General features: G+C 61.4%; 11 protein-coding genes and 3 pseudogenes. 8 read left to right on the forward strand and 6 right to left on the reverse strand.

The window, feature by feature from the left end; all coding sequences use genetic code 11:
- The first annotated feature begins 648 nt into the window (after positions 1 to 648).
- The 4 genes from AB4850_RS19905 to AB4850_RS19920 all read left to right on the forward strand — a co-directional run bounded on the left by AB4850_RS19905 (position 649) and on the right by AB4850_RS19920 (position 2,902).
- On the forward strand, positions 649 to 1,140 hold the full coding sequence (locus tag AB4850_RS19905) for a hypothetical protein (protein ID WP_414444714.1): 492 nt from the start codon (positions 649 to 651) through the stop codon (positions 1,138 to 1,140).
- Between the two features lie 194 nt (positions 1,141 to 1,334).
- Complete coding sequence (locus AB4850_RS19910) at positions 1,335 to 1,742, forward strand: hypothetical protein (protein WP_414444715.1); 408 nt, start codon at positions 1,335 to 1,337, stop codon at positions 1,740 to 1,742.
- Between the two features lie 221 nt (positions 1,743 to 1,963).
- Entirely contained in the window at positions 1,964 to 2,524 is a 561-nt protein-coding gene (locus AB4850_RS19915; RefSeq protein ID WP_414444716.1) for a hypothetical protein, read from the forward strand.
- Between the two features lie 21 nt (positions 2,525 to 2,545).
- Positions 2,546 to 2,902 carry a BON domain-containing protein gene (locus AB4850_RS19920; protein ID WP_414444717.1) on the forward strand — a complete coding sequence of 119 codons (357 nt, stop codon included), beginning with the start codon at positions 2,546 to 2,548 and terminating at the stop codon, positions 2,900 to 2,902.
- Positions 2,903 to 3,022: 120 nt separating this feature from the next.
- On the opposite strand, the pseudogene AB4850_RS19925 reads toward AB4850_RS19920, so the two are convergent.
- From AB4850_RS19925 to AB4850_RS19935, 3 pseudogenes are all read right to left on the reverse strand, one after another.
- Positions 3,023 to 3,295 (reverse strand): annotated as a pseudogene (locus AB4850_RS19925) (OmpA family protein); the annotation flags it as partial.
- A gap of 113 nt (positions 3,296 to 3,408) precedes the next feature.
- Positions 3,409 to 6,375: pseudogene (locus AB4850_RS19930) on the reverse strand (YadA-like family protein); the annotation flags it as partial.
- Between the two features lie 150 nt (positions 6,376 to 6,525).
- Positions 6,526 to 7,047 (reverse strand): annotated as a pseudogene (locus AB4850_RS19935) (ESPR-type extended signal peptide-containing protein); the annotation flags it as partial.
- 819 nt (positions 7,048 to 7,866) lie between these two features.
- Here AB4850_RS19935 and AB4850_RS19940 point away from each other — a divergent pair.
- Positions 7,867 to 8,397, forward strand: coding sequence for a TlpA family protein disulfide reductase (locus tag AB4850_RS19940; RefSeq protein ID WP_414444718.1), 531 nt, complete (start codon positions 7,867 to 7,869; stop codon positions 8,395 to 8,397).
- Between the two features lie 101 nt (positions 8,398 to 8,498).
- Positions 8,499 to 9,275, forward strand: coding sequence for a substrate-binding domain-containing protein (locus AB4850_RS19945; protein ID WP_414444719.1), 777 nt, complete (start codon positions 8,499 to 8,501; stop codon positions 9,273 to 9,275).
- 103 nt (positions 9,276 to 9,378) lie between these two features.
- Here the strand turns inward: AB4850_RS19945 and AB4850_RS19950 are convergent, their stop codons facing one another.
- The 3 genes from AB4850_RS19950 to AB4850_RS19960 all read right to left on the reverse strand — a co-directional run bounded on the left by AB4850_RS19950 (position 9,379) and on the right by AB4850_RS19960 (position 12,577).
- Positions 9,379 to 10,287, reverse strand: a complete 909-nt coding sequence (locus AB4850_RS19950; RefSeq protein WP_414444720.1) for a LysR family transcriptional regulator — start codon at positions 10,285 to 10,287, stop codon at positions 9,379 to 9,381.
- A 238-nt stretch (positions 10,288 to 10,525) separates the two neighbouring features.
- A complete protein-coding gene (locus AB4850_RS19955) occupies positions 10,526 to 11,554 on the reverse strand; it encodes a methionine synthase (RefSeq protein WP_414444721.1) in 1,029 nt (342 codons plus the stop codon).
- A 30-nt stretch (positions 11,555 to 11,584) separates the two neighbouring features.
- Positions 11,585 to 12,577, reverse strand: coding sequence for a DUF1852 domain-containing protein (locus AB4850_RS19960; protein WP_414444722.1), 993 nt, complete (start codon positions 12,575 to 12,577; stop codon positions 11,585 to 11,587).
- A 264-nt stretch (positions 12,578 to 12,841) separates the two neighbouring features.
- Here AB4850_RS19960 and AB4850_RS19965 point away from each other — a divergent pair, with 264 nt between their 5' ends.
- Positions 12,842 to 14,332 (forward strand): sensor histidine kinase, encoded by a 1,491-nt coding sequence (locus AB4850_RS19965; RefSeq protein ID WP_414444723.1) that lies wholly within the window; start codon positions 12,842 to 12,844, stop codon positions 14,330 to 14,332.
- Positions 14,317 to 15,696 carry a sigma-54-dependent transcriptional regulator gene (locus AB4850_RS19970; protein ID WP_414444724.1) on the forward strand — a complete coding sequence of 460 codons (1,380 nt, stop codon included), beginning with the start codon at positions 14,317 to 14,319 and terminating at the stop codon, positions 15,694 to 15,696. Before AB4850_RS19965 ends, AB4850_RS19970 begins: the two co-directional genes overlap by 16 nt.
- The last annotated feature ends 133 nt before the right edge of the window (positions 15,697 to 15,829 follow it).

A 15,829-nucleotide genomic window follows, 5' to 3' on the forward strand; every position in this document is an offset into this window, starting at 1 on the left:
CCCTGTCGGCCAGGCCGTCTGGGTTCCGGCTCATTACGATTCGTGGGGCTATTGGCATCATGGCTATTGGCGCTGACGTGCTCTGCTGATCCACACCGAACTTCATCTTCGAAACTAAAAAATGCAAAAATTTTCATTCAAGGCTTGTGCCCTTGCTCTGTGTTCGGCACTGCTCTCCGTCTGCTTCTCGCAGTCCGCATTGGCGCAGGCCGTGGTCGTGGCTGCGCCTCCACCGCCTCCGGTGGTCGTGGCTGCGCCTGCGCCCTTGGTGGTCGCGGCTCCTGCCGTCGCTGTCGTGGAGCCGCCCCCGGTTTTCTGTCACTGGGTACGCCGTCGCGAACCCGACAATGGCTATTACGGTTGGCACTGGCACAGCTTTCGTGTTTGCGATTGATCGGTGCGCACGGATCGTAGCGTGAACCTTTCCCCAAGGCAGGGCGAGTAATTCACCTGAATGCGTGCCGGACAGTGCATCGGGATGGGGCGTGGCTCACTCGCACTGTGGCTCAAAAAATTGATCAAGAGAGGAGGTGATTCACGATCGAGTAAATGATCGTAATTTCCCGGGGAGAGGGTTGAAGGATTGGGTATTTTTGATGTGCCGGGACGATATATTTATTTGACGTGAAAGTATAAAGGGGTGTTGCGATGAGGTTTGCTCTTCGTGGAAAGGTGCCAATTTTAAACGGTAAATCGCCGATTTCCGCAAAAATTGCCGCGATGATTCTGTTTGTGTTTTATCTTCCGTTGCCCATTCTTTTTGTGCAAATGCTTTGTGGGTACCACGATTTCGAGTCGCTGAACAATTTTCAGTCTTCCGAAAAGATGTCGGCTGCGGCGCTGGGTGCCATCGTGTTCTTTTTGTTGACGATAGTGCTGGTTTGGGTGGTCGTGAAGGGTTTTTTGCTGGTCGAGTTGTTTTCCAGGCAGCGATGGGCAAAAAATGTTCTGTCTGTCATTTTGGTTATGAAGATGTTGGCGATTTTCCTGGCGTATGCCGTTCACCCGGAGGATGCGTCGCTGGCCCCCAGTAACAATATCGATTGCATCGCGGAGGTCGTGGCGGTGATCCTGCTGGCGACGCCAAGGAGCATTGCCTGGTTTCGATTCAAAAAGCCGAATAACGTCGAGCTTAATTGAAAATATAGTTGGAAACCAAAGATCGACAAGACGATTTGTGAAATTCGAGGGCTGTTGGTGGTCCATTTCGTGATCTCGCAGTATCAACGACGCTGTACTGCTGTCGCCGTTGATTTCCGGTGATGCGCGAAATGGTCGGTTATTTATGTAGTTATTTGGATTTGATGATGAAATCAATCTTGACGTCTTTCGGAATGTCGCTCCTCGTGCTCGCATCGTCAAGCCATGCGGCAACCATCGAGGCAACTCGAACCCCGTTCAACGGCACTGATATCAGCGGCGTTTATCAGTGCGCCGGCAACGATATTCACGACGGCGATTCGCACAGCACCATGATCCTCCAGCTCGACGCGAAATATAGTTCGGGCAAGTTCGGTGCGTACAAGGTGACGGTCGATGACGTCTACGTCGGATCGATTGTTTCGAACGGGAAGCAATTGGCCATGGACTTCGCGAATAAGGATCTGTCGAAGCACGACTTCGGCGTGGCGCTGGCTACGGTGAATACCGCGTCGAGCGGAAAGGTCACCATCAAGAAGTTCTACTACGAGCCGCAATACATGGGGGGCGGCAACGGCATCGAGACTTGCACGTCGAAGTAAAGTATTCATGGGTTGGCAAGATGCCGGCCTGGCACGCTGAAGTGTTTGATCATTTCGGCGTGCGAACAAAAATCATGCTCGTCAAAAAATCGCAAGCTAGTTAAAGAATGAGGAATTTCCGATTGGAGTCGAATCATTTTCCAGCCGGTGCAGTCGGCCGTCGGCGCCATGCACTGGGGATGCGTCGCAGTTATCGTCTGGTGACCGGGATGGCGGCTGCCATGCTGATCCTGTCCGGTTGCGGCGGCGATAACGATAGCTGCCTGAGTGACGGCTCCTGTTACCAGGTCGGCGGTGTTCTCGATGGGCTGCTTCCATCGAGCAGCCTGGTTGTACAGAACGACGGCGCCGACAACCTGACGCTGACTGCCAACGGCAGCTTTCTCTTTTCGAATCCGGTCGACAATTCAAGCGACTACAACGTGACCGTGCTCACGCAGCCCACGGGGCAGACCTGTTCGATCATCGATAACGATGGGTATGGCCCGGGGCCGGGAGACGATAACGTCGCTATCTCGTGCACGCCGAACCGCTATACGATCAGCGGGACAGTGGCCGGCCTGACTCCGGGCAACGTGCTCATCCTGCAGAACAACGGCGCGGACACCGTGACCCTTGCGGGAAATGGCGGCTTCTCGTTCGGCACGCCCGTGGGCTATTCCAGTTCGTATTCGGTCACGGTGCTATCTCAACCTCACGCGCCGGTGCAAAACTGCACGGTCGCGAATGCGGCTGGCGCGGTTGCGGGATTGGTTACCAACATCGTCGTCACGTGTATCTAGGTTGGATAGGCGAAAATCAATATGAAAGCATTTAAAAACCTGAGAGTCATATGCGGCATAGCCTGTGTCGGCGTCGCCACTCAGATCACTTGGGCACAGGAAAGCAATATCGCATCGGCCACGCCTTCGGACTCGAGTCGCCACGGCAGAAGCGTAGCGGAACGGAGAAACCCGAATTTGGCACTGGCCTTGCATAATGCGCTTTCGCAAGTTCCGGGACTCGATGTGTCCGGCATCAACGTGAAGGTGAGAGGCCAGGTCGTCACGTTGGCGGGTGACGTCGCGCAACCCGGCCAGATCACGCTGGCCGGTGCCGCGGTGCAAGGCGTGGCGGGTGTGAGCACGGTTCACAATCTTCTGATTTCGAGCCCTCGATAGTCTTGTATCGCGCGCCGGTCGATGCGTTTTCGGGCGGCTTGCCGCTTTGTCCGCTCGCCCTCATTCTCGACGGGGCCGGCGGACGTCCTTGCCGGCTCAAGGATCGACACGGGTTTGCCCCGCATCGCATTGGAAAATCAACGATGTCGGATTCGAGCCGTCGCGCAATGTGCGCACCGAATCGACGGTGCGTACGGTTCGATCACCACACATCTTGCGAGCGGCCTTCGTGCAGGTCGACGGCCCGGCCAGCAAGCCGCCGCAATCCACCTGGAACGTTTGCACGCCACCACGCGGCTGCAGTTCGAACGCGCTGTAGGTCGGACCGGAAGCCGTCGAGCACCCGGTGATGGCCGCTGAAAAGAGCGCGAGCGTAAGCGTAAGTTTGTTCACAGCTAACTCCTTCAAACCGAATTGGATTGCGTCAAGCCACGGGCCGCATGACGAACTCGTCTCGCCTGCGTCGCGGCAGCTCGCCGAGCTGCCGCGACGGTTCCGGCAAGCCCTTACTTCCACTGATAAAGCACGCCTGCGCCGATCACCTTTTGACCGCCGCTGAAGCCGCCATTGATCGAGGCCTTCAGGTTCTCGCTGATGCGAGCCTGCATGTTGACCGCCATCGCCTTCTGGCCCTGGAACGTCGAGGTGCCGACACCCATCCCGAAGTTGGCGTCGCGATCGATCTGCGGGATCGACGCCATCGCGCCGACCGCGGCAATCCCTTGTCGGGCCATCTGGTCGGTCTGTTGCAACTGCGAGCCCAGCGAATTGATTTGCCCCTGCTGCCCCGACAGCGCCGTCGACATCGTCGTCTGCACTTGCGTCAGCTGATTCACGTTCACGGCATCGGTGCCCTGCGTACCCGGCGCAACGTTCGTGACTTGGCGTTGCTGCGTATCGCTGCCCACCGACACCACGTTCGAACGACCGCCGTCATTCGAATTCGCACCGATCGCCACCGAATTGGAACCGGCCGTGACGGAGGGCCTGTCGCTGCCCGTGCCGTTCATGTCGACTGCCACGCCGGTGGTGTTCACCGAACGTGTCTGATTGGTGTTGATCGACGTTGACAGCTGGTTCAGCGTGTTGTTGATGTTCGTCACGCCGGTCGACAGCGAGGCGACGTTGCTGTTGGTCGTGTTCAGCCCCGTCGACAGCGAGCTGATCGAAGCCGAGGTCGACGTGGACAGCGACGCGACATTGCTGTTCGTGCTGCTGAGGCCGGTCGACAACGAGGTGACGGAGGTCGAGGTGGAGGTCGACAGCGAGGCCACGTTGCTGTTGGTGGTGTTGAGACTCGTCGACAGCGAGCCGATGCCGGTCGACAACGACGAGATGTTCGACACCATCGACGTCGACAAACTGTTGACCGCCAGGTTGGTTGCGTTGAGCTGGCTGCCGTTCACCGCATCCGTGCTGGTGGTGGATACCCGGCCCGCGGCAACATTCGTGATTTGGCGCTCCTGTCCCGGCTGTCCGACGCTCAAGACTCCTACAGGAGTTCCACCCGAGAACGTGTAGGCCAGGCCGCCAATCGTGGCGCCTTGCGTGCCGACCGGCGCACCCGTCATTGAATTCGCGCCAATCGCGATCGAGTTGGCGACATTCGCGGTGGCGTTTGAACCGAACGCAAGGGAATTGATGCCGCTTGCCGTCGCGCCTGAACCGAACGCCTCCGCGCCCTTGGCGCTGGCAAGCGCATTGCTGCCGAATGCTGTCGCCCCTTCACCATTGGCGAGCGCGCCCTGACCGATGGCGATCGCACCGGTCGAGGCGGCGCTTGAACCGTCGCCGACCGCGACACTGCTTGCGCCCGCCGCGCTGGCATTCACGCCGGCTGCAAGTGAATTGATGCCCGTTGCGCCGTCATTCTGATAGTTGCTCGCCGGCGTGCCGTTGTCGTTGACACTGTAATAGTGCGTCTTCGCTGCGTTGATCGAAGTCGAGGTCGACGTGGACAACGACATGATCGAACTGTTTGCCGAGCTGAGGCCGGTAGACAGCACCCCGATGCCGGAGGAGGTCGAGGACGACAGCGAGGCGACGTTGCTGTTGGTGCTGCTGAGGCTCGACGACAACGACGACACATTGCTGGTGGTCGAGGACAGGCCGGTGGACAACGATGAGACGTTGCTGTTGGTGGTGCTCAAGCCACTGGACAGCGAGACAACGTTGCTGGTGGTCGTCGACAGGCCCGACGACAGTGACGACACATTGCTGTTGGTGGTGCTCAAGCCGCTCGACAGCGAAGCGACATTGCTGGTGGTGCTGCTGAGGCCCGACGACAACGACGACACATTGCTGTTGGTGCTGCTCAAGCCGCTCGACAGCGAGGCGAGATTGCTGGTGGTGGTCGACAACCCCGTCGACAAGGAACCGATGCCGGTGGAGGTGGAGGACGACAACGAGGCGACGTTGCTGTTGGTGCTGCCGAGGCCAGACGACAGCGACGACACGTTGCTGTTGGTCGAGGACAGGCCGCTCGACAGCGACGACACATTGCTGTTCGTGCTGCTCAAACCACTCGACAGCGAGGCGACATTGCTGGTGGCGGTGGACAACCCCGTCGACAAGGAGCCGATGCCGGTCGAAGTCGAGGACGACAGCGAGGCGACGTTGCTGTTGGTACTGCTGAGTCCCGACGACAGCGACGACACGTTGCTGTTGGTCGATGAAAGACCGCTCGACAGCGACGACACATTGCTGTTCGTGGTGCTCAAACCGCTCGACAACGATGCGACATTGCTGGTGGTGGTCGACAGCCCCGTCGACAAGGAACCGATGCCGGTCGAAGTCGAGGACGACAGCGATGCGACATTGCTGTTGGTACTGCTGAGTCCCGACGACAACGACGACACGTTGCTGTTGGTCGATGAAAGACCGCTCGACAGCGAAGCCACATTGCTGTTCGTGCTGCTCAATCCACTCGACAGCGAGGCCACATTGCTGGTTGCGGTGGACAACCCCGTCGACAAGGAGCCGATGCCGGTCGAAGTCGACGTCGATAACGAAGTAATACTGCTATTGGTTGTACTAATCGTTGAGTAAAGCTCCGAGCCGTTGATGGCATCCGTGCTGCTTGCCGTAATTCTCCCGGCGGCCACGTTCGTGATGGTTCGCTCGGCGCCGACAGCCCCGACGCTGACCGTAGAGGAGGGCGTCGTGCCTGCAAACCCTCCGTAGGACACGCTTCCAACCGTGGCCGAACTGGTGCCTACCGCCGCCGTCGTTACCGAACCACTCCCCAGTGCGACGGCATTGGCGTTGGATGCGGTCGCGCCATTTCCAATCGCCAAGCCGTTGGCTTGACTGGCTACCGCCATTGAACCTGCCGCGATGGATTCATTACCCGACGCACTGGCACCATTGCCCAGCGCGAGAGAATTTCGGCCTTCGGCCGTCGTGTTGAAACCTATGGCCACCGAGTTGCTGCCATAGGCCAGGGCATTCTCGCTGATCGCCACCGCATTCGAACCAAAGGCGGTGGCATAAGCCCCCAGCGCGGTGGCACCGCCCGACTCCGCCGCGGCGTTGGCGCCCAACGCGGTGGAATTGAGCGCGCTCGCCGTTCCGCCAGCGCCCACGGCGGTCGACCCCAGGCCAGTTCCTCGTGCTCCGTTGCCGACCGCAACGGAGTTGCTTTCGGATGTGACGGCATTCACGCCGATGGCGCTGGAGCCACTGCCGCTCGCGGTTGCCCCGGGCCCCAGGGCGGTCGCATACCCGCCCGATGCGTCGGCACCGGCGCCATAGGCCGCGGCATGCTCGGCGCTTGCCGTCGCCCCGAAACCGGAAGCGATGGCGCTGCCGCCACTGGCGGTTGCCGTGCTGCCAAGCGCCACCGAATAATTGCCGCCGGATGTCGCGCTCGGGCCGATGGCGACCGAGTAGCTGCCGCTGGCCGTCGTCGCGGTCTGGGGCGTATTCACCCCGATGGCGATCGACGAGGCACCGGTTGCGACGCCATTGCCTGCAGCGTATTGAGCATGCGATACGTTGATCGAGGCTGCGGACAGCACGACACATGACACGGCAGCCTTGACGATCGCAGACTGATTGGCCTTGCCTCGTGACTGCGTGTGTTCGGATGCCGCCACCCAGGTTCCGAGGGTGGCGTTCCAGATTGAGCGGTATATGCGATTCATGGTCGGCAGCCTTTTAAAGAGATGCGCAATAGGGCGTCTGATTTTTCAGACAAATCAATCACCAGATTGCGGTAATCTCGGAATTGACGAGCTCAGTTTATTTTTGGTAACCATGAACATGTGAAAATCACTGCAAACATGTTTTTCCAATGTTTAAAATTAAATGTCTTTCATTTGTGAATTTAACTATTTTTAAAGATATTGCCAATTTCATTGGATATTCGGTGCGGCGTGCAATCCTCACACCAAATCACCGGTTGTTTGGTAATGGGTCGTCATTGCTCTGATCTTGAAAGGTGCCGTAAGAATGTGATATCCGAGGCCAGGCAAGGTTTCTGATCCCGGTCCCCGGGTCTCGGCATTCCCGGAATTTTCGCGGGCCGGCGTTGTTAAAAAATTGAAATGGCGCTTGCGGATAATCATCAAAGCCCGCCGGGCCGATGGGGTTCGGGCTCATGTCCGCAAATCTGAACCATTTTCCCGTGATCGAAGCCTTGAACAGGCGTCAGATGTGTCGTTCGCTACGTAGCCGAATCCATAATCCAAAAAGTCGAAAAATAACTATTTTGATTATTTGAAATGAGGTGTGTTTGCAATCAGGTGGATGGGGCTGAACCAGGCGTTGCGGCACGAGGTAGAAAGGCGGGCAGTGGCGCGGCAACGCCGCGATCGGCACCGCCTGGCACACCGAAGCAGGCTTGCGGACGATCCCGGAATCGAGACGATGGAGCATGAATCTGCTCCGATCGGTCATGGGCCGCGGGGCCACGGCGCGATACCTTCCGAACGTTCCCTTTCCGATTCACCAAGGACAACGCGATGAAGTTTCGTTCCATGGTTTCGCGCTGCGCCACGATCGCGGCGCACGTGCTGGCCGTCACCGGCGTCGCACTCGCCGCGTCGAGTTGCGCTCATGCCGGAGAGATCGTGAATCTCGGCGAGCTGTCGTTGCAGACGCTGTCGGGCAAGACCGAAAAACTGGCCCGCTATCCGGGCGAAGTGGTGGTCGTGAATTTCTGGGCGCCGTGGTGCGCGCCATGCCGGCGCGAGGTGCCCGATTTCGTCGCACTCCAGAAGAAGTACGCCGGCAAGGTGCAGTTCCTGGGCATCGCGCTCGATGAAGCTGCGCCGGTTGCCGCATTCGCCAAACGCAATGGCATCAACTATCCGGTCTACCTGGCGGGCGGCCCGGGCATCGCGATGCTGCTCCAGGAAGGAGATACGCACGGCGGCGTGCCGTTTACGGTCGTGCTCGACGGCAATGGCGAGAAAGTGGCGTCGACGTTAGGGCAGGTGGACCCGCAACGAATGACGGCCCTGCTCGACAAGCTGACCTCGAAACCGCACTGACCGCACTGACCGCACTGACCGCACTGACCACGACTCACACGCCGATCGCTTCAACCCGGCCGCTGCCGGCGGCCATCACGATCACTCTCAGGGGACCCAGCTTGAACAAGACCTTAGGCGCCGTTTTCACGATCTGCGCGGCGTTGTGCGCGGGCCATGCGATGGCCCAATCCGCCACGTTGCATGTTTATGGCGCGGGCGGCCCCGCCCCCGCGATGAAGGAGGCCGCGCAGGCGTTCGAGAAACAGACCGGCGTGCATGTCGAGGTCACGGCCGGCCCGACAGCCGGCTGGATCGACCACGCGCGCGCGGATGCCGACCTCGTCTACAGCGGCTCCGAGACGATGATGTCCGATTTCGTCGTGGCGATGGGCGACCAACTGACGCCCGATGCGCCGGTGCCGCTGTATCTGCGGCCGATGGCGATGCTCGTGCGCAAGGGCAATCCACGGCATATCGGCGGCCTGGGCGATGCATTGAAGCCCGGGGTTCGCGTGCTGGTGGTCAACGGTGCCGGGCAGAACGGCGTGTGGGAGGATGTGGCGGGGCGGCTTGGCGATATCGGCACCGTGAAGGCGCTGCGCGCCAATATCGTCAGCTATGCGCCGAACACGGCGGTCGCGCGTCAGACGTGGATCGACCACCCCGATATCGACGTCTGGCTGGTGTGGAATATCTGGCGGACCTCGAACCCGTCGCTGGCGGACCTGGTTGCGATCGAACCGCGCTACGTGATCTATCGGGATGCCGGTGTCGCGATCACGCGCAGGGGCGCGGACGTGGCGGCATCCTCGCAGTTCGTGGCGTTTCTGCAATCGCCGCAGGGCGCGAAGATCTTTGGCCGGTGGGGATGGCTCGCCGGGCAGCCTGCGCAGTGACGTCGAGATCGCGTGGGCCGATCGAGGCGGACAGGATGTCGCCGATCGACGCGGCGACTTCGTCAGGACAGCTTCATGAATCCAAGCCGTCATGCCGTGCGCATCAGCGTGCGAATCGCGCTGTCTGCCAGTTCAGGTCCTTCGCGAAGTCGATGAACGACGCGAGATAGTCCACCGAGGCGTCCGCGTCGCGCGTGCCGAGGAAGATCTGCTTGGCGATGCCGTTCTTGCCGAGCTTCACCGGCACGACCGGCACGCGGTCCGCATATTCCTCGGCGAGCCAGCGCGGCAGCGCCGCCACGCCGCGCCGGTTGGCCACCATCTGCAGCATGATGTCGGTCGTCTCGATCGCCTTGGTGCGGCGCGGCACCACGCCGGCCGGGCGCAGGAAATGCGTGTAGATGTCCAGACGATCGGTCTCGACCGGATACGTGATCAGCGTCTCGTCGATCAACTGCTCGGGCTTCACGTAACGCGCGTCGGCCAGCGGATGATCTTCCGCCACCACCAGCACCTGCTCGTAGTCGAACACCGGATCGAAGCGCAGCCCCGGGCGCGCGAGCGGATCGGGCGTGACCAGCACGTCGATGTCATAGCCGAACAGCGCCGCGATGCCGCTGAACTGGAAGCGCTGCTTCACGTCCACATCCACGTCGGGCCAGCGCGTCAGGTATGGCGACACCACCTTCAGCAGCCACTGGTAGCACGGCGCGCATTCCATGCCGATGCGCAGCGTGCCGCGCTCGCCGTCGGCATATTGCTTCATGCGCGCCTCCGCATGCTCGAATTGCGGCAACAGCCGTTCCGCGAGCGACAGCAGATAGTGCCCCGCCTGCGTGAGCCGCAGGCCGCGCCCCTCGCGATCCCAGATCGGCGTGCCGAGCTGTTGCTCGATCTTCTTCACGGTGTGGCTCAGTGCCGACTGCGTCAGGAACAGCGCCGCAGCGGCGGCCGTGAGCGAGCCCTGCCGCTGCACCTCGCGGATGATGACCAGATGAATGCGTTCGAGCATGGGTGTTCCGTTCTACAGGCAATGAGGAATTCTAATCGAGGCGATCGGGCGCATCGCGGCGGCCCGCCTCGTGCCTGAAGAACGTGGCGCGGATCGACAATAGCGGCATGCGGTATTGCGGCAAGGACGAACCGGAGCAGGGCGGCGGTCGAGGCCGCGCCTTGCTCCGGTTGCAAGCCGATATCAGGCCGATATCAGGCCGATATCAGGCCGATATCAGGCCGATATCAGGCCGATATCAGGCCGAGAGTTCCGCCCGGACGATTTCCGCGCCTGCGCTCAGGGCATTCAGCTTGCCGGTCGCCACGTGGCGAGACAGGGGCGCCATGCCGCAGTTGGTGCACGGATAGAGCTTGTCGGCATCGACGAACTGAAGCGCCTTGCGCAAGGTATCGGCGACTTCCTCCGGCGTTTCGATGGTGTTCGATGCCACGTCGATCGCCCCCACCATCACTTTCTTGCCTCGGATCAGTTCGATCAGATCCATCGGCACGCGCGAGTTGTGACATTCCAGGGAAACCAGATCGAGATTCGAGGCCTGCAGCTTCGGGAAGATTTCCTCGTATTGCCGCCACTCCGAGCCCAGCGTCTTTTTCCAGTCGGTATTGGCCTTGATGCCGTAGCCGTAGCAGATATGCACGGCGGTTTCGCATTTGAGCCCTTCGATGGCCGTTTCCAGGGCGGCAATGCCCCAGTCGTTCACCTCGTCGAAGAACACGTTGAACGCGGGCTCGTCGAACTGGATGATATCGACGCCGGCCGCTTCCAGCTCCCTGGCTTCCTGATTGAGGATCTTGGCGAACTCCCAGGCCAGCTTTTCGCGGCTTTTGTAATGGCTGTCGTAGAGCGTATCGATCATGGTCATCGGGCCGGGCAGCGCCCATTTGATCGGCTGTTGGGTTTGCCGGCGCAGGAACTTGGCATCGTCGACGAAAACCGGCTTCTTGCGGGCCACGGCGCCCACCACGGTCGGCACGCTCGCATCGTAGCGATTGCGAATCCTGACCACCTCGCGCTTCTCGAAATCGACGCCTTCGAGATGCTCGATGAACGTCGTGACGAAGTGTTGGCGCGTTTGCTCGCCATCGCTGACGATATCGATGCCTGCCTGCTGCTGATCGTTCAAGGACACGCGCAGGGCGTCCTGCTTGCCTTCGACCAAGGCCTCGTCCTGCAGCTTCCACGGCGACCAGAGTTTTTCCGGTTCCGCCAGCCAGGAGGGTTTCGGCAGGCTGCCGGCAGTCGAGGTGGGCAACAACGTTTTCATGATGAATGACCTGGTGTGTTGATTAATGAATCAAAGCGCGTAATCGGCGGACCATTGCTCGAGCATGGCCTGGTAGGGCTTGATGAAGTGCGCCTCGGCAAACTTGCCCTGCTCGACCGCCAGGCGGCTGCGTTCTTCGCGGTCGTACACGATCCGGGTCAGGGAATGATCCGGGTGCTGCAAGCTCGGCTGATACTGGTTTCCGGCCGCGGAATTGGCGTTGTAGATTTCGGGCCGGTAAATCTTCTGGAATGTTTCCATCGTGCTGATGGTGCTGATCAGCTCGAGATTGGTGTAATCGTTGAGCAGATCGCCGAGAAAATAGAACGTCAGCGGCGCGGCGCTGTTGGGCGCCATGAAATGGCGAGCCTGCAGCCCCATTTTTTCGAAGTACTGCTCGGTCAGCGAAAGCTTGCCTTGCTGGTATTCGATGCCCAGCACCGGGTGCCGATTTGCCGTCCGATGATAGGTGCTGTTGCTCGACACGCTCAGGCAGATCACGGGCGGCTTGCTGAAGTGTGCTCGGTACGCGTCGGAATTCACGAAGCGTTTGAACAGCTTGCCGTGCAGGTCGCCGAAATCGTGTGGAATGCCGAATTCGGCTTGATTTTTGTTGTGTTCGAGCAGGCGCACGCTGAAATCGTAATCTCGCACGTAGGAGGAAAAATTGTTCCCCACGATGCCTTCGATGCGTTCGCCCGTTTTTCGATCGACGATATTCGTTTTCAATACTTCGATCATCGGGAATGCGCCGCCATTCTCGCCATTCTCGCCCGAGTCGATATTCATCTCGACCGAAATGATGTCCAGCTCGACGCCATAGCGATCGCCGCGCGGGTTGTCCCAGTGCGCCAGCGCATTGAAGCGCCGGTCGATCATGCTCAAGGTGTTGCGCAAATTCTCCTGACGCGCGTCGCCCCTGGCCAGATTGGCGAAGTTGGTGGTGATGCGGGTGTTTTCGGCGGGATGGTAGTTTTCATCGAAGCGAATGCTTTTGATGAAGAATGTGAAGTCGTGGTTCATCGCGATTCAAATCCTGGTTCTTGATATGCGGTTTGATATGTTTTGAATTTAAATGAATCGAATTTATGTAATTAATGCTGAAGCGCATTCTATCGTGGAGTAATCGATGAGAAAAAGTGATTTGATTTCATAGATCGATTATTTATCTTCATGTGTCGATGCGCGACGAAAAACGACAGGTGCCTGGTGTACCATTTCTCGCCCGCCGCATGCAGGCGTGAGTTTTGCTCGGAAATTTTCTCCCCGATTTCTCGCAGGCCCTTCATGCCGAGACCGTCGTTCTCCACTCAGCTCTACGCGTTCTGGATTCTGGTCGCCGGCCTTTGCATTCTGCTCACGGCGGTCGTGTGGCTGATGCTCTCGTCGGCGCTGGGGGAGCGCGTCGCCCAGGCCCGGCAGCAGGCCGTGACGGCCTGCGCCGCGGTTGCGTCGCGCTACGACCTGTCGATGCAGCGGCCCGGTGAAACCGATGTCGATCTGATGCACGCCGTGCTCGACCTCGTTCTGATCCGCACGGAGGGCATCGAGGGCGGCTTCTGGTCCTCGGCGTCGGCCCCCGGCGCGCCGGCCGGCTTTCTCGCCTACGCGTTTCCGACCTACGAGGGCAGTGGCCTCAAACGCGACGTGCCCGAGGCCGAAACCCCACTGATTCTTCGCACGCTGTCGAACGTCGCGCGCCTCGGTCAGATGCGCGCCGACGTGGTGGAAGGCGGCGGCGATGCGGTGGTCGCGGTCGCTTGCCCGGTGCCGCGTCATGCCGGGTTGCTCGCCTGGATGCTGACGCGGGCACGGCCGCCGCTCGGGCCATACGGGGAGCGCGCGGCGGCCATCCTGGCGACGATGCTGGCCGTCATCGTGGCGCTCGCGGTGTTGCTGGCGATGGCGCTCAGGCGCTGGAAGCGCAAGCTCACGCGGCTCGAACAGGCGTTGGCGCCGGACGGCGGCCTCGAACGCGGCACGCGCATCGAGCGGCTTGGCGAACCGGATCTCGATCACATCGTCGATGCGCTCAACCGCTATGTCGAACGCGCGGATCGCCTGCAACGCGAGGCCAACGCGCTGAGTGCGAAGCTCGGGCAGGCCGAGCGTTTCGGCGCGCTGGGCAAGATGGCCGCGCAGATCGCGCATGAAATCCGCAACCCGGTCGGCGCGATGCGCCTGAAGGCGGAGAACGCGCTGGCGGGCGACGCCGCCCGGCGTGAAGCCGCGTTGAAGATCATCATCGAGCAAATCGGGCGCGTCGAATCTCAACTCACGAGCCTGCTTGCGCTGACCCAGCCGATTACCGTCCGCGCACGGGAGGTCGACCTGCACGCGTGGCTCGCGGCGCTGCTTCATGCGCACGAAGCGCGGGCGGAAAGCCGGCAGGTGACGTTGCAGATGGAAGTCGCCGCCGGCGCCGGCGCCACGCATCCTGTCTTCGATGCCGCGCAACTGGCGCGCGCACTCGACAATCTGATCGTCAACGCGCTGCGGCATGCGCCGTCGGGCAGCCACGTCAGGGTCAATGCGTGCGCCGTCACGCGCGAGGGTGAAGCGCGCCTGCGGCTCGAAGTGGTGGATGAAGGCGCGGGCGTGAGCGACGGCGATCGCGAGCGGATCTTCGAGCCGTTCGTCACGGGGCGCCCCGACGGATCGGGGCTGGGCCTGGCCGTCGTGCGCGAGATCGCATCGGCGCACGGCGGCGGCGCGTGGCTGGCGGCCCCGGCCGAATCGACCTGTTTTGTCATCGAGGTGCCATGGCGACCATCCTGATTATCGACGACGACGATGCGTTCCGCGACGGCCTGGCCGAGACCATCCAGGACCTCGGCTACCGCGCGATCGAGGCGCGCTCCGGCGAAGACGCGATCGCGCGGCTGCGTGAGGCAGCGACACCCGTGTGCATCTTTCTCGACTTCCGGCTGCCGGGCGCGGACGGTCTTGCCGTGCTCAAGACGCTGCGGGACATGCCCGAGTTGCAGGCGGTGCCGGTCGTGATGCTGACGGCGTACGCCACCAGCGACAACACCATCGGCGCGATGCGGCTGGGCGCGTTCGAGCATCTGACCAAGCCGGTCGGCCGCGACGAGATCGCCGCGCTGCTCGCACGCATCGTCGCGACCCGTGTCGATGCGTCCGCCTTGCAGGCAATCCCCCGGTTCGCGGACGACACGCCGTCTCGCGATCCGCAATTGCTCGGCATCAGCGAGGCCATGCGCGACATCCAGAAACAGCTCGGCCGTGCGGCCGGCACGCAATCTACCGTTCTGATTACCGGCGAGACGGGCACCGGCAAGGAGGTCGCGGCGAGCGTGCTGCATCGCGCGTCGGCCCGTTCGGATGGCCCGTTCATCGCGGTGAATTGCGCCGCGATCCCGCCGGATCTGCTCGAGAGCGAGCTGTTCGGTCATGCCAAGGGCGCGTTCACCGGCGCCCATGCGGACCGGCGCGGCTGCTTCGAGGCGGCGCACGGCGGCACGCTCTTTCTCGATGAAATCGGCGACATGCCGCTCGCGATGCAGGCGAAGCTGCTGCGCGTGTTGCAGGAGCGGCAGGTCGTGCCGTTGGGAAGCAACCGGCCGTTGACGGTCGATGTGCGGGTGGTGGCCGCCACGCATCGCGACTTGGCGGCGATGGTCGCGGCCGGCACGTTCCGGCAGGATCTGTCGTATCGGTTGAGCGTGATCCCGCTGCATATGCCGCCGTTGCGCGAACGCGTGGCCGACATCCTTCCGCTGGCGGAGCACTTCCTCACGGCTGTCGCCGGCGGCCCCGAGGCCGCGCGCAAGCATCTTTCCGCGGACGCCCAGCGCCTGCTCGTGGGCTTTGGCTGGCCCGGCAACGTGCGCGAGCTGGCCAACGCGATCGAGCGTGCCCACGCGCTGGCGCCGGCGAGCGTGCTGACCCGGGATGATTTCGCATTCCTGTTCGATTCGGCCGCGAGCGACGCCACTGCGATCCCCCCGGCCCTGATCGACCTGCCGCTGACCGATGCGCTCGCGACGCTCGAGCGTGCGCTGATCGCCCGCGCGCTCGCGCTGGCCGATGGCAATCGGGCCGAAGCCGCGCGCCGGCTCGGCATCAGTCGCCAGTCGCTCTACACACGCCTCGCGAATCTCGGCCTGTCCGACGCCTGACGGTATGAATGTGTCGGGAAACCGGACAGCGGCTGTCCGGTTTCCCGACATCGCCATCCCGCATCGGCGCGTGGGCGCCTGTCCGCATGGGACTTCCCGGCATGGCATGGAGCTTGCAAAAGAAGCGCCATGT

It is taken from the genome of Burkholderia sp. 22PA0106 (assembly GCF_047497155.1).
GTDB lineage: Bacteria > Pseudomonadota > Gammaproteobacteria > Burkholderiales > Burkholderiaceae > Burkholderia.

Coding starts and splice junctions, on each gene's coding strand:
- AB4850_RS19940 (WP_414444718.1), top strand. CDS start 7,867: ATGAAGTTTCGTTCCATGGTTTCGCGCTGCGCCACGATCGCGGCGCAC.
- AB4850_RS19960 (WP_414444722.1), bottom strand. CDS start 12,577: ATGAACCACGACTTCACATTCTTCATCAAAAGCATTCGCTTCGATGAA.
- AB4850_RS19950 (WP_414444720.1), bottom strand. CDS start 10,287: ATGCTCGAACGCATTCATCTGGTCATCATCCGCGAGGTGCAGCGGCAG.
- AB4850_RS19920 (WP_414444717.1), top strand. CDS start 2,546: ATGAAAGCATTTAAAAACCTGAGAGTCATATGCGGCATAGCCTGTGTC.
- AB4850_RS19970 (WP_414444724.1), top strand. CDS start 14,317: ATGGCGACCATCCTGATTATCGACGACGACGATGCGTTCCGCGACGGC.
- AB4850_RS19965 (WP_414444723.1), top strand. CDS start 12,842: ATGCCGAGACCGTCGTTCTCCACTCAGCTCTACGCGTTCTGGATTCTG.
- AB4850_RS19915 (WP_414444716.1), top strand. CDS start 1,964: ATGCTGATCCTGTCCGGTTGCGGCGGCGATAACGATAGCTGCCTGAGT.
- AB4850_RS19955 (WP_414444721.1), bottom strand. CDS start 11,554: ATGAAAACGTTGTTGCCCACCTCGACTGCCGGCAGCCTGCCGAAACCC.
- AB4850_RS19905 (WP_414444714.1), top strand. CDS start 649: ATGAGGTTTGCTCTTCGTGGAAAGGTGCCAATTTTAAACGGTAAATCG.
- AB4850_RS19910 (WP_414444715.1), top strand. CDS start 1,335: ATGTCGCTCCTCGTGCTCGCATCGTCAAGCCATGCGGCAACCATCGAG.